Here is a 12999-nt window from a genome sequence, read left to right as displayed (position 1 = left end):
TGCCGCGGATTTCCGTCCATGAAATATATGCACTCGAGCAGCCTCCGTTGGTGAGCCGTTGGGCGCTCACAGCCAACAGGTGTTGTTCTCCCCGTTGGTCCCGTCCGGATAGATGGCCGGATAGGTCGCATTCGGCGAAAGTGCACAGAATGCGTCTATTCTACCTGAAAATCGGGAAAAATGACTATATTTCGTGCGCCGCGGTCCGTGCCGGTTCGACATTGATTGCTCGGGTTTGGTAGGCTGTTGCCGGTCAGTTGCCGAGCTTCTGGCCGCGCTTGATCATCGCGTTGTTGACCCGCTTTGCATGGAACTGCTCGAAGCTCAGCTTGATGGATTTCTGGTTGCGGTCGAGACGGACGACCTTTCGGCTGTAGCCGACATTCTGCAGTGCCTGTCTGACCACGCGCTCCTTGAGGCCATAACGGGAGGAATTGGCAATAAAGGCTTGTTTCCAGGCTTCAAACCCACCCGGACCGTTGCCGCAGCTGGCGCTCCAGGCGGGAGCGGACATAAAAAACGGCTGAAAGGAGAGATGCGAAAAACAAGCGCATGGAGACCTCACCAACTCGCAAGTAACCCAAGGGCATCTTAGCTGAAGTCCGGTTGGCGTCATCCTGGCGAGACGGAATTGGCAGGGCGGGACTTCTGCGGTTCCCGCCAGGGGCGTCCCTATCCGGTCAGGGATCCTGCCGAATGAAAAGCGAGTGGACGGGAGCCCCGTTGCGCAGTTGCCCGCCTTCGAACTCGTCGTCCGCATTGAAGGTGAGCCGGGGCAGGGCGGCGTAGTTCTCCAGCAGCTCCCGCTGGTCCATCAGCGCGCCGCGCAAGCGCTCTTGAAGCGCGTCCCTGGCGGCCCCCTTGTGGTAGCCGTGCACACCGTGGACGACGTGGGGACGCAGCACATCGAAGCCGAGATAGCGGAAGGTGTAAGCGAGCGGCCAGAGCAGCATCTGAACGTCGCCTTCCTTGCCGTTATGGGCGCTTTCGGCGGCTTTTGAGCCCGTCGTCACGCAAAACAGAACGGATTTGCCGCGAAACAGGCCCGTGTCGAAGCGGTTGTCGGTGTCGTGCAGGCCGCCATTCACCAGCACCCGCTCGCACCAGCCTTTCAGCATCGCCGGCGGCGCGAACCACCACAGCGGAAAATGCAGAATGATCCGGTCCGCCGCGCGGATCTTGTCGACCTCGTTTAGGACCGGCTGCGGCAGCGCGCTGGTCTCGGAGGCAGCCTGCTGGGTTTTCAGCACATCAAATGGATCGGTCGCCACACCTTGCGGGTAATGCACGGCTCGCTCGGCAGGATCGAAGCCGAGGTCATACAGGTCGGACATCAGCACTGTGTCGCCGAAAGCGCGACAGGCTTCTTCCGACGCGCGCGCCCAGGCGGCGTTGAAAGAGGTCGGGGCAGGGTGGGCGAGAACGATCAGGGTGGTGGTCACAAGCAATGGTCTCCGGGGTCTGCACCGGTATTATACCAACCTCATTAGATAGGACCCGATCTGACCGCGTTTGGGGACTGTTCGGCAAGGAGCAGGTTGCAGGGCGATATGGTTTATCGGTCAATACCTGCGACGTGGCTGAACAGTCCCCAAACACGGCCTTCGGTGGCCTGCTCCGGCCCGCCGGACAGCGTTGCGCTGCTTGAACGGCCAACCAGGCCGTCCTGCGCAACGCGCCTTGCCGGCCAAACCGGATCAAAGCCATCAGATCGGTTCCTATCTATTGAGGTTGGTATTACCCCGGATTGCCCGGACTTGAAAACGAGAACGGGCACGGCACTCGGGGAGCGAGATGCCGTGCCCGTCGTCAGCCGTGGCCGGCAACGCTTCTAGAACACGTTGCCGGTTTCGGGCCGGGGGACTGTATTTATTGGGATCAGAACGGCAGCAGGATATCGAGGACCTGGTTGCCGACCCGGGGTTGCTGGACATCGGTGATCTGGCCGCGGCCGCCGTAACCGATGCGCGCTTCGGCAATCTGTTCGCTGGCGATGCGGTTGTTGGCGGTGATGTCCTCAGGCCGTACGATACCGGCGACGATCAGCTCGCGGACCTCGAAGTTTACCCGGATTTCCTGACGGCCCTCGATGACGAGGTTGCCATTGGGGAGGACCTGGGTAACGACGGCCGCGACGGTGGTCTGCAGGGTCTCGGTGCGGTCGACCTTGCCGGAGCCTTCGAAATTGGAACTGCTGTTGACGTTGGCAAGGTCGCTGGCCGCCGTGCTCGCAGGCATGAAGATGGTGTCGATGGCCGTGCCGAGGGCACCGCCGACACCGGCCGAGCTGGTGTCGGACCGGCTGCGTTCGGTATCGTTTTCGAATTCTGCCTCATCGTCGATGGTGACCACCACGGTCAGGATGTCGCCGACCTGGCTGGCGCGCTGGTCCTTGAAGAAGGCTCGGCTACCCGACTGCCACAGGGAATTCGGGTTGTAGTGGGCCTGCACCGGTTCCGGCATCGGCATTTGCACCGGCCGGTACCCGGGTGTCGTGGTCGGGTCCTGAATGGCGTTCAGGGCGGGTTGCTGGCCGACATTGGCCAGTTTGTCGGCGGTGCCGCATCCGGCGGCAAGGGCGGAAAGCGCTATGCTCGCCAGAAGCTGTCTGGGGAATGTGCTCAGCATTATTGGGTCTCGCTGTTCAAGCTTGCGACAATAGGATTGGCGGCGTGAACGCGTACTTGGCCGCGGGAGGTGACAATCGCCGGGACGATGCGCCGGGAGGTAAGGTTCATGACGTCGATGACATCGCCCTTGGCGCCGTCATCCATGGCCTGGGCACGGGACGTGAGCTTCATGCCCGGCATGATGAAGGTGACCGTGATCTTTTCTCCGCGCTCGATCAGCACGGGCCGCTGGAAGTCGCGGCGCGACAGCGGTGCGTTGGCGCGGACATTGATCCGGGCCTGCTTGCCGACAATGTCATCGAGGTCTGTCAGGGCGCCGGCGGGCACCTTGTTGCGTGCGATTCGGAGCATGTCCAGATCCTCTTCCTTGACGATGTCTCCGCGCCGGACTGGCTGCGCCAGAGTGACCACATCGATCATTTCCGTGGCAATGCCCGACAGGATCAGCCGGTCTGTGCCGAATTCGACTGCGACGGTCGCATGAAGCGTGAAGTGGCCGCTGGTCTGGGACCACTCGACCCGGTCGATCCGGATGGGATCACTCACCTTGGGATCCGCCAGGACCTGGTCCGGAGCCTGCAGCAGGCGGATGTCGAGCTTGTCGGCATTCAGGCCGGCATTGCGCTCTTCCAGGGACTTGCGCACCAGTCCGGCCAGCTGGTCCCGGTTGAGCTTGGTCGCGCCGCGATAGACAACGACGGTTCTGAGGCCATCGGTTCCGGCTGTTTCCAGTCCAGCGGCGCGTGCGCGCTCCGCGACGTCGCTGGCCGGAACATTGCCCGAGGTGCCCATGTCCGGAGAGCGGAACAGCGGCTTGGCGGCGAACCGGCCCGCATTGGTGTAGAAATCGCCAACCGTGACGATATCCGAGAGGGTCATGACCTGCGAGCGCAGAACCGGACGCTCCTCAGCCCGGGAGGGGGCGGTGGCGAGGCCTATCAGCAGCAGGCCGAAGGCGGCTTTGAGCAGCTGTTTCATCATCCTAATGCCTTCCCGTCCTAGCGGAGGTTTGTGGTGGTTGAGTACATCTCGTCGGCGGCCTGGATGATCTTCGAATTCATCTCGTAGGCGCGCTGTGCCGAGATCAGGTCGGCGATTTCCGTCACCGCGTCGACATTGGCCATTTCGAGGAAATACTGCTGCACAGAGCCGAAGCCGTTGTCTCCAGGATTGCCTGTCTCGGCCTGGCCGCTGGCATCCGTTTCCAGGAACAGGTTGTCGCCGATCGCCTCAAGGCCCGCCTTGTTGACGAAGCGGGCAAGCTGCACCTGGCCGAGCTGCACGGTGTTGCCGGCCTGGTCGACGCCCTGAACGACACCCGTGTTGGATATGGTGATGTCCTGGGTGGTCTCCGGAATGGTGATACCGGGATTGACAGTATAGCCGTCAACGGTCACCAGCTGGCCGTCGGCGTCGCGTTCGAACGAACCGTCGCGGGTGTAGCCGGTGGTGCCGTCGGGCAGGTCGATCTGGAAGAAGCCTTCGCCGCGGACAGCCACGTCCAGGGCCTTGCCGGTCTGTTCCAGTGAGCCCTGCGACATGATCCGGGTGGTCGAGGCGAGCTTCACGCCCGAGCCGATCTGGATGCCGGTCGGGACGATGGTGCCGGTGTCGGAGGTTTCCGTGCCCATGCGCCGGAGGTTCTGGTAAAGCAGGTCCTGAAAGTCGGCGCGCTGCTTCTTGAAGCCCGTTGTGCGCATGTTGGCGACGTTGTTGGAAATGACTTCGACGTTCAATTCCTGGGCTTTCATGCCCGTCGCGGCAATGTGGAGTGCTTTCATGTCTGTTTCTCCTCGTGCCGATTAGGCCTGGAACCGGCCGAGCGTCGAGATCGCCTGCTGGCGCAGCTCGTCCGCGTCCTTCAGGAATTTGGCGACGGATTCATAAGTGCGTGTGATTTCAATCAGCCGGGTGACTTCATAGATGCCGTCGACATTGGACTGCTCCAGAGCACCTTGAACCACGCGAACCCGGTCGGGAAATCCGGCGTTCTCGCCCTGGTAAAGGGTCTCGCCGATCTTCTGGAGCGCCTGGTTGTCCTCAAAGGTGACAACACGAACCTGGCCGCGCACACCCAATTGGGTCGAGATGGTTCCGTCTTCGGCTATTTCGATCAAGCCGTCTTCGCGGGTGAAGGTCAGCGGACCGGCGTTGGTCAGAACCGGGCGCCCTTCCGACGTAACCAGTTGGCCTGTCGAATCCAGGTGAAAGGCTCCGTTGCGTGTGTAGGCTTCGGTGCCGTCTCCCAGCTGAACGACAAAAAAACCGTCACCTTCAAGGGCGAGGTCCAGGTCGTTGCCGGTCAGCTTGAAGCTGCCATTGTCGAAATCCGTGTGCGTCTTGTAGTCCAGCACATAGGACAGGGTTTCGTCCTGCGTCTCGAATTCGGTCGCCTCGGCGATCGGCATCAGGTATTCTTCAAACAGCAGGTTCTGCGACTTGAAGCCGGACGTATTGATGTTCGCCATGTTGTTTGCGACCACATTCAGCTGATTCCGCAAGGCGGTCTGCCGTGACAAGGCGATTAATTGCGCGTTCTCCATGGTGAACGGTTCCCTTCATGCTCCCCGATGAACCCGCCGGTCTCCCCAGACCTGCCGGCTCGTTAAGGTTAATGCACGTGCCGTGCCAGTTTTTAAATCCTTGGGAAATCTGGGTAAAAATCCAAACGCCAGGGTGCATGCGGCAAGAGATTCCGGCAGAAGTTAACCACTTGGCAATTTTTGCCCGGTGACTCGCGTTAATGGTCCGGTAACCATTCGTTAACCATTAACTCTTTAGTAATAAATGGCGCGCGCGAGCGCCTGGCTGGTAGCGGAGTGCGGAATGACAGACGAAAACGCCGCAGCCGACGATGATGGCGACGAAGGAGCCGCCGCCGGTGGCGGCAAAAAGAAGCTTTTCCTGTTTGGCGGTATCGGGCTGGTGCTGCTGCTCGTGATCGGTGGCGCCGGTTACTATTTCTTTCTGATGGGCGACAGCATTCCCATGCCGGCGCCGGGAGAGACAGAGGTGCCGCAGGTCGTGCAGAAACCGGTGGTCTTTTACGATCTGCCGGAAATGACGGTGAATTTGGCGACGGACGGGCGGACCACCTATCTCAAGGTCAGGATCGCGCTGGAAGTCGAGAACCGCGCGATGATCGACCAGATCCAGCCGTATCTGCCGCGGATCCTGGATGCGTTCCAGATCTACTTGCGAGAATTGCGCCCCGCGGACCTGGAAGGGTCCGCCGGTCTGTTCCGTCTGAAGGAAGAATTGCTCAGGCGGATCAATCTGTCGGTCTATCCGGCAAAGGTTGAAGGGGTCCTGTTCAAGGAAATCCTTGTGCAGTGAGGGATTGAATGGCTGACATCGACGACGATGACGATCTGTCCGAAGAGGACATGGCCGATGCGTGGGGGGCGGCCCTCGCGGAGCAAGGCGCGGGCGGCGACGACGACGAGGATCTCGCCGCGGCCTGGGGTGCTGCCCTAGAGGAGCAGGGCGCCGGCAGTTCCGACGATATGGCGGCCCAGTGGGCGGCCATGATCGACGACAGCGAGCCCGATCTGGAAAACGCCACCCGCGGCGCCGACCGTGTTCTGAACCAGGAGGAAATCGACAACCTCCTCGGCTTCAATATCGAGGATACGATCGCCGGCGACCAGAGCGGCATCCGCGCACTGATCAACTCGGCAATGGTCTCCTACGAGCGCCTGCCGATGCTGGAAATCGTCTTCGACCGCCTGGTGCGGCTGACGACGACCTCCTTGCGCAATTTTACTTCCGACAACGTCGAAGTGTCGCTGGATTCCATCAGCTCCGTACGTTTTGGCGACTATCTGAACTCGATTCCGCTGCCGGCCATTCTCGGGGTCTTCAAGGCCGAGGAATGGGACGGGTTCGGCCTGATCACCGTGGAATCCAGCCTGATCTATTCGATCATCGATGTGCTGCTCGGCGGCGGCCGCGGCACCTCGGCCGTGCGCGTCGAGGGGCGTCCCTACACCACCATCGAGACCGGTCTGGTACAACAGATGGTGGCGTTGATCCTGCAGGACGCCGAACACGCCTTCGCGCCGCTGTCACCGGTCCATTTCAATCTGGAACGTCTCGAGACCAACCCGCGTTTTGCGGCGATCTCCCGCCCTGCCAACGCTGCCATCCTCGTCGAGCTGCGCATCGACATGGAAGACCGCGGCGGCTCGGTCGAGATCATGGTGCCCTATGCGACGCTGGAGCCGATCCGGGATCTGCTGCTGCAGATGTTCATGGGCGAGAAATTCGGCCGCGACCCGGTCTGGGAAGGCCACTTGGCAACCGAGATCCATGCGGCCGAAGTCGACATCGATGCCGTGCTTTACGAGACTTATCTTCCGCTCGGGCGGGTGCTGAGCCTGGATGTCGGCCAGACACTTGTCTTCGACAAGGCGCCAACGGACCCGGTGATGATCAAGTGCGGAAACATTCCGCTGACCGAGGGAACGCTCGGGAAAGTGGAGGATTCCATTGCCATCCGTGTCGCAAAGAATTTGCGTAAGCCGAAAATGACGCTGGCCGCTTTCGAGCGCGCCATGCAAAGCGAAATGGGGGACCAATGAGCACCTTGCCACTCGGAATGATCATTGAGGGACTGGTGGCCGTGTTGCTGCTGATCACGATCGGCTATTGCTGGACGCTGAACCGCCGGCTGCAGCGCCTGCGCGCCGACGAGGAAGTCCTGCGGGCCACCATTTCGGAGCTGATGACGGCGACCGAGATCGCCGAGCGCGCGATCCTGGGCCTGAAGACCACGGCGGCGGAAGCTGATAAAACTTTGGGCCTTCGTCTTAAGCAAGCGGAAACCATGTCTCACACCCTTGCTGGCCAACTGGGCGAAGGTGAGAAAGTCTTTAGCAAGATCTCCCAGATTGCCGACGCCGCCAGGGCTGCCTCGGCACATCGGGAGCCGGCGCCCAGGGCAGAGAGCTATGCGCCTCAGCCTTCGCTGGAACCGCAATATCATGCGCCTATGGCGGATGATTACGCGCCAGCCCCTGCTGTCGAGCCGGAGCGCCGGCGCAGCAGCCGGACGTCGGACATTCGCAGTGCCGCCGCGGAGGCGACTGCGCGACTTGAACAATTCCGTAAACGGAATGGTGCCGCTGCATGAATTTGAGACTGCTGCCATTGCTTGGAATTTCAGCGAGCGCGCTGCTCGCCCTGAAGCTGCTCGCGCTGACGCTCGGGCCGCAGACGGGCGAGTTTTCCATCAATGGCGCGGTTGCGCAGGAGACCCCCCCGGGCGGCGATCAGCAGACAATGGAGCTGCCCGAGATGGCGGACGGCGCAGGCGACGGGGCGGCGATGGCGCCGCCGCCGCCACCGCCGGGCGATCTCCCCGAACAACCTGTGCTCCCGGACAGTCTGGAAATCGGCGGCTCGGCCGCCGAACGCGCGGTGCTCGAAAGCCTGGGCAAGCGGCGTGAATCGCTGCAACAGCAGGAAGGACAGCTGGATCTTCGGGAAAAACTGCTGCAGGCCACCGAGGAACGGATTCAAAAGCGCGTTGACGAGCTGAAGAAGCTTGAGGAGCGGATCGAAGCGGCGGTCGAGGAAAAGAAGAAACAGGAAGAAAACGAGATCGCGGGCCTGGTGACCATGTATGAGAACATGAAGCCGAAGGACGCCGCCAGGATTTTCGACCGGCTCAGCCTGCCGATCCTGATGAAGGTGGTGCGCCAGATGAAGCCCCGGAAGATGGCGGATATTCTGGCCAAGATGCATCCGGAAGCGGCCGAGCGGCTGACCGTTGCCATCGCCAGCAATGCCTCCGCCCCCATGGAACCGCCGGCGCAGCCCGTCCAGGCGCGCGCACAGGCGCCGGCTCAGGACCAACTGCCGAAAATCCCGTCGAACTGACAGGAACAGGCGGATTTCCGGCGATCGCGTAAGGGCACGTTAAGAAGACCTGACTAAAACTAGAGTGTTGGCGTCATCCGAGGACAGATTACTTTGCCAGGGCCATTCCTGACATCTTCAAACAGCTGCCGCACCGCCTCAGCCGGCGGTCCGCACGGGCTGTTGCGGCTGGCCGCCTCTGTCTGGCTGATGCTGGGCTGTCTCATGCTCTTCGGCGCCACGCAGGCGCGCAGCCAACCGCTCGAACCGGTCGAGCTGAATGTGTCGGAAGAAGAAGGCTACGGCCGCATCGTGCTGACCTTCAAGGACCGCACCTTATTGCCGATCTACGACGCGGTCATCACCGGCGGCGTGCTCAGAATTTCCTTCGAGGAGCCGATCGACATCAATGTCGATGACGTGCCGCTCGATCTCGGCGACTATGTCACCATCGCCCGGCGCGATCCGGACGGCAGCGCCATACGGTTCGCGCTGAAGAACCAGTACCAGATCAACACGCTCGAAGCCGGCGAGAAGCTGTTTGTCGACATCCTGCCTATGTCCTGGCAAGGCCTGCCTCCCGGTCTGCCCGACGACGTCGTGCGCGATCTTGCCAAGCGCGCCGAGGAAGCCATGCGCAAGGTCCGGGCGCTGGAACAGGCCCGGCTGAAGGCCCAGGAAGGCCCGGAAGTCACGCTTCATGTCGGCGAGCATCCGACATTCACCCGACTGGTGTTCGACTGGTCGATCAAGTTCGATACCGCGTTTGTCCGCGAAAACGACATCATCAAGGTCACCTTCAACCATCCGGCGCAGCTCGACATTGCCCATTTGCGGGCGCATCTGCCCCAGGGCGTCATCGACGCGACCTCGTTTCTGGACCAGGGCAAGCTGAAATTCCTGATGCGTGTCGAGCCGTCCGTCGACATCAGGGCGTTCCGCGAGGAGCAGACCTATGTCATCGACGTGACGCCGGAAAACATGGAAGTCAACGATCCGGCCAATGCACTGATCAACAAGGAACTGTCGGTCGAGGACAACGAGAACCGCAAGGACATGATCTCCGCGCAGGGATTGCGGGACACGCGAGAAGTCAAGAACCCGCGCGGCCTGCCGCCGGCGGGGGCGACCACCACGGCAAGTGGCGGTGTTCTGAAGGAATCGACGGCAGATGAATCTCCGGCCTATACGGTGATGCCGATTGGCGACGGCACCGGCAACGACGGGGCCCAGGCACCGGCTGTTGTGCCCGCGCGCCCGGAAGGGCAGCAGCAGGCGGCTATGCCACGTGATCCTCATCCCGAAGCCGGAAGAGCCGTCGAGCAAGTTGAATCCCGCATCGCCATGGCGCCAAGGCCAAAGCCGGTGCTGGTGGCGGCGGGACCGCCGCCCGGTGGAGATCAGGAGGGTGCGCCCTCCGACGACACGACCGATATCGCCGCCGCCGGCCCAGACGAGACGACGACCGCCCCGGCGGTCGAAACGCTTCCCGCCCCCGAGGTCGTCGCAGCCGTGACGCCGTCGCCGGCCGGTGGAACGGCTGGCGAAGACGGATTGACCACGGCGACCATCCCGCCGGTTGGCACGGTAACCGCCGCCAGCGCACCGCCTGCCCGGGGCGAGCCGGCTCAGGCGGAAATTGTCGTTGCCCAAGCCGAGCCCGGCGCGATGACGCTCGGGGAGCCGATGCCCGAGACGGAGGAGATCGTGCGCGAGGCGCCGATGCTCGATCTGTCCCAGCAGTCGATCGAGGAACCGCAGGAGGTTGCCGCACCGGAGAACAACGGAATTCCAACCCTGGAGCCCACGGAATCCCTCAATCGCGGTGCCCAGCCGAATGCGCCTTATCAGGCAGAGCCGGTCCAGGTCCAGAATTCGCAATCGCTTGGCGGAAGCGACGTGCCGGCCGGAATCAAGCTGCCGGACCAGCCCAAGGCGGAGCCGGAGGTCTGGCGCGCCACTGGCGGAAACGATGTGGACAAGATGCCGCCGTCCCCGGAAAAACCGCCGGCAAGCTTCGCGGCGGAGGTGCGCAACTTCGTTTCCGCCGAAGCGCGGCGGATCGGCAACACCGTGCGGGTCGTGTTTCCATTCTCCGAGCCGGTTTCCAGTGCCGTCTTCCGGCGTAATGACAGCATCTGGCTGGTGTTCGATACCGATGCGACCATCGACACGCGGGGCATGGTGTCGGCACTGGCGGAAACCGCGGAGACCATTGAAGTCCAGCAATTCGACGATTATCAAATCCTGCGCCTCGACATGAACGATCCGGTTCTGGCCACGGTTGGCGTCGACGGCAACGCCTGGTCCCTGGTGATTGGCGACCTGATCCTGGAACCTTCCAGGCCGCTGCAGCTTGAACGCAACGTGCGCGGTGACGGCGGGTCCGTGCTCCGCGTGCTTTACCAGGATCCTCAGAACATCCGCCAGGTCACCGACCCGTTTGTCGGCGATGCCATTTCCCTCGTGACCGGCTTCGGACCGCCACGCGGCCTGTTGAAGCCGCAGACTTTCGTTGACCTTGACGCCCTGAGTTCGGCGCAGGGCATCGCCATCGTATCGAAGTCCGACGGCGTCAAGATGAAGATCCTTGGCGATGACGTGATCATCGAGAAGGAAGGCGGGCTGGCGCTGTCGAACAATTATCTGCGCGGCGGCACCGGTGCCCTCAACAACATCGTCGATCCGGAAGAGAGCGGTTACGTCGAGTTTGTTTCGCTCAGTACCGAAGGGCCGGGGGCCTACCGGTCTCGGCTTCTGGAACTGCAGAACAAGCTGTCAAAGGCACCTGAGGGCCGCCGCCGCAAGCCATTGATGGCACTGGCGCGGTTCTATCTTGCCCATCAGTTCGCCCAGGAAGCGCTGGGGCTGATGAAACTGGCGCTGGAAGAAGAGCCCGCGCTCGCGGAGGACAGCAACTTCAACCTTATGATGGGCGCGGCCCAGACCATGGCCGACCGGCCCGACGAGGCCTTTGCTCATCTGAACCGTCCGGATCTCAAGAACAGCCCGGATGCTGCCGTCTGGCAGACCATTGTCGACGTGAAGCTGGGCAACTGGACTTCCGCGCGCATTGCCATGCCGCGCGGCCGGGCGGTGGTCGGCAATTACCCGCCTGCGATCCAGACCGAATTCAAGCTGGCGGCGGCCCAGGCAATGGTCGAGGTCAATGATTTCGGTGTCGCCAACAGTGTCCTCGCCGAGATCGAGCCCGCCGAAGTGACCCGAACCCAGGCCGCGCGTTACGATATCCTGCGCGGGCGTGTCGCGGATGCCTCCGGACGCTCCCAGGAGGCGCTGGCCGTGTTCGATCTGGTGACCCGCTCGGATGACCGGCCACGGGCCGCGGAAGCAGAATACCGGGCGCTTCGGATCCGCTACCGGGATGGCGAACTCACTGTCGATGAGACACTCGACCTGCTGGCCGGTTTGGCAACGTCCTGGCGCGGCGACGAAATCGAACTGAAGACGCTTCGTTTCCTGGCTCAGCTCAACGCGGAACGCGGTCATTACCGGGAAGCCTTCGAAGCGATGAAGTCGGCGGTGCAGGCCGAACCCGATTCCGACACTACCCGGCTGCTGCAGGAAGAGATGAACGGCCTGTTCAATTCCCTGTTCCTGGATGGCAAGGCTGACGAGATGCCGCCGGTCAAGGCGCTGGCCCTTTATTACGATTTCCGGGAAATGACGCCGATCGGCCGCCAGGGCGACGAGATGGTGCGGCTGCTGGCGAAGCGGCTGGTCGAGGTCGATCTGCTCGACCAGGCAACGGAGTTGCTGCGCCACCAGGTCGACAACCGGCTCAAAGGCGCGGCGCGCGCGCAGATCGCAGCCGATCTGGCGGCGATCTATCTCATGGACCGCAAGGCGGAGGAAGCCCTGAGGGTGCTGAACCGGACCCGGCAGGCGAGCCTGCCGTCGACCCTCGAGCGTCAGCGCAACATCGTTGAAGCCCGGGCCCTGACCGAAAGCGGGCGGCCTGATCTGGCCTTGGAACTGGTCCGTAACATGCGCGGGTCGGATGTCGACCGGCTCCGGGCCGATACGTTCTGGGCAGCTGAAAGCTGGCGTGATGCGGGTGAGCAGCTGGAGGCCATGCACGGATCGCGCTGGTCCGACAATATCCCGCTGGAGGATCTGGAGAGGCGGGACATCCTGCGCGCTGCCATCGCCTATTCGCTGGCTGGCGATCAGCTCAGCCTGCAGCGCCTGAAAACCAAATACATGACCAAGATGGCCGACAGCTCGGAAGCGCTTGCCTTTGAGGTCGTCACGCGGCCGGTGGAGGCACAGGGTGTGGAGTTTCTGGAAGTGGCCAACCGGTTGGCAGATACCGACTCCCTGGAGACCTTCCTGCAGGAATACCGCCGGCAGTACATGTCACCGGACCGCAGTCCGGATCAGTCCGCTGCAGCGCCTGGTCCGGAAGTCGCCGGCTGACGCCCAGTTCTATAGCTTTTCGAGAAAAGTATGAGCCGACTTTAACTGCCTCTCGGCTCTGCCTCGA

General features: G+C 62.3%; 11 protein-coding genes. 5 read left to right on the top strand and 6 right to left on the bottom strand.

Annotation, left to right across the window (positions count from 1 at the left end; all coding sequences use genetic code 11):
* Nucleotides 1-253 precede the first annotated feature (253 nt).
* The 6 genes from M0H32_RS22100 to flgF all read right to left on the bottom strand — a co-directional run bounded on the left by M0H32_RS22100 (nt 254) and on the right by flgF (nt 5173).
* A complete protein-coding gene (locus M0H32_RS22100; RefSeq protein WP_248157692.1) occupies nt 254-514 on the bottom strand; it encodes a lytic murein transglycosylase in 261 nt (86 codons plus the stop codon).
* A gap of 166 nt (nt 515-680) precedes the next feature.
* A complete protein-coding gene (locus tag M0H32_RS22095; protein WP_248157691.1) occupies nt 681-1442 on the bottom strand; it encodes an NAD(P)H-dependent oxidoreductase in 762 nt (253 codons plus the stop codon).
* 436 nt (nt 1443-1878) lie between these two features.
* Nucleotides 1879-2628 carry a flagellar basal body L-ring protein FlgH gene (gene flgH, locus M0H32_RS22090; RefSeq protein WP_248157689.1) on the bottom strand — a complete coding sequence of 250 codons (750 nt, stop codon included), beginning with the start codon at nt 2626-2628 and terminating at the stop codon, nt 1879-1881.
* Nucleotides 2628-3611 (bottom strand): flagellar basal body P-ring formation chaperone FlgA, encoded by a 984-nt coding sequence (gene flgA, locus M0H32_RS22085; RefSeq protein WP_248157688.1) that lies wholly within the window; start codon nt 3609-3611, stop codon nt 2628-2630. Before flgA ends, flgH begins: the two co-directional genes overlap by 1 nt.
* Nucleotides 3612-3628: 17 nt before the next feature.
* The gene (flgG, locus tag M0H32_RS22080) at nt 3629-4411 is read right to left on the bottom strand and encodes a flagellar basal-body rod protein FlgG (RefSeq protein ID WP_248157687.1); all 783 of its coding nucleotides are present in this window, start codon (nt 4409-4411) and stop codon (nt 3629-3631) included.
* Between the two features lie 21 nt (nt 4412-4432).
* On the bottom strand, nt 4433-5173 hold the full coding sequence (flgF, locus tag M0H32_RS22075; RefSeq protein ID WP_248157686.1) for a flagellar basal-body rod protein FlgF: 741 nt from the start codon (nt 5171-5173) through the stop codon (nt 4433-4435).
* 283 nt (nt 5174-5456) lie between these two features.
* On the opposite strand from flgF, the gene M0H32_RS22070 reads away from it, so the two are divergent.
* The 5 genes from M0H32_RS22070 (at nt 5457) to M0H32_RS22050 (ending at nt 12932) form a co-directional block, all read left to right on the top strand.
* A complete protein-coding gene (locus M0H32_RS22070) occupies nt 5457-5966 on the top strand; it encodes a flagellar basal body-associated FliL family protein (protein ID WP_248157685.1) in 510 nt (169 codons plus the stop codon).
* A gap of 17 nt (nt 5967-5983) precedes the next feature.
* Entirely contained in the window at nt 5984-7213 is a 1230-nt protein-coding gene (gene fliM / locus M0H32_RS22065; protein ID WP_425607348.1) for a flagellar motor switch protein FliM, read from the top strand.
* A complete protein-coding gene (locus M0H32_RS22060; protein WP_248157684.1) occupies nt 7210-7764 on the top strand; it encodes a DUF6468 domain-containing protein in 555 nt (184 codons plus the stop codon). Before fliM ends, M0H32_RS22060 begins: the two co-directional genes overlap by 4 nt.
* Nucleotides 7761-8513, top strand: a complete 753-nt coding sequence (locus M0H32_RS22055) for a MotE family protein (RefSeq protein WP_248157683.1) — start codon at nt 7761-7763, stop codon at nt 8511-8513. The genes M0H32_RS22060 and M0H32_RS22055 overlap by 4 nt, the downstream gene beginning before the upstream one ends.
* 189 nt (nt 8514-8702) lie before the next feature.
* Nucleotides 8703-12932, top strand: a complete 4230-nt coding sequence (locus tag M0H32_RS22050; RefSeq protein WP_425607347.1) for a tetratricopeptide repeat protein — start codon at nt 8703-8705, stop codon at nt 12930-12932.
* The last annotated feature ends 67 nt before the right edge of the window (nt 12933-12999 follow it).

The organism is Roseibium sediminicola (genome assembly GCF_023156505.1).
In the GTDB taxonomy this organism is placed as follows: Bacteria; Pseudomonadota; Alphaproteobacteria; order Rhizobiales; family Stappiaceae; genus Roseibium; species Roseibium sediminicola.
The sequence above is the reverse complement of the archived record's forward strand: the minus strand, read 5'-3'. Positions and strand labels throughout refer to the sequence as shown.

Bases quoted from the DNA above. Each gene is read 5' to 3' on its own strand.
- M0H32_RS22100 (WP_248157692.1), bottom strand. From the start codon at position 514: ATGTCCGCTCCCGCCTGGAGCGCCAGCTGCGGCAACGGTCCGGGTGGG.
- flgH (WP_248157689.1), bottom strand. From the start codon at position 2,628: ATGCTGAGCACATTCCCCAGACAGCTTCTGGCGAGCATAGCGCTTTCC.
- flgA (WP_248157688.1), bottom strand. From the start codon at position 3,611: ATGATGAAACAGCTGCTCAAAGCCGCCTTCGGCCTGCTGCTGATAGGC.
- flgG (WP_248157687.1), bottom strand. From the start codon at position 4,411: ATGAAAGCACTCCACATTGCCGCGACGGGCATGAAAGCCCAGGAATTG.
- flgF (WP_248157686.1), bottom strand. From the start codon at position 5,173: ATGGAGAACGCGCAATTAATCGCCTTGTCACGGCAGACCGCCTTGCGG.
- M0H32_RS22070 (WP_248157685.1), top strand. From the start codon at position 5,457: ATGACAGACGAAAACGCCGCAGCCGACGATGATGGCGACGAAGGAGCC.
- M0H32_RS22060 (WP_248157684.1), top strand. From the start codon at position 7,210: ATGAGCACCTTGCCACTCGGAATGATCATTGAGGGACTGGTGGCCGTG.
- M0H32_RS22055 (WP_248157683.1), top strand. From the start codon at position 7,761: ATGAATTTGAGACTGCTGCCATTGCTTGGAATTTCAGCGAGCGCGCTG.
- M0H32_RS22050 (WP_425607347.1), top strand. From the start codon at position 8,703: ATGCTGGGCTGTCTCATGCTCTTCGGCGCCACGCAGGCGCGCAGCCAA.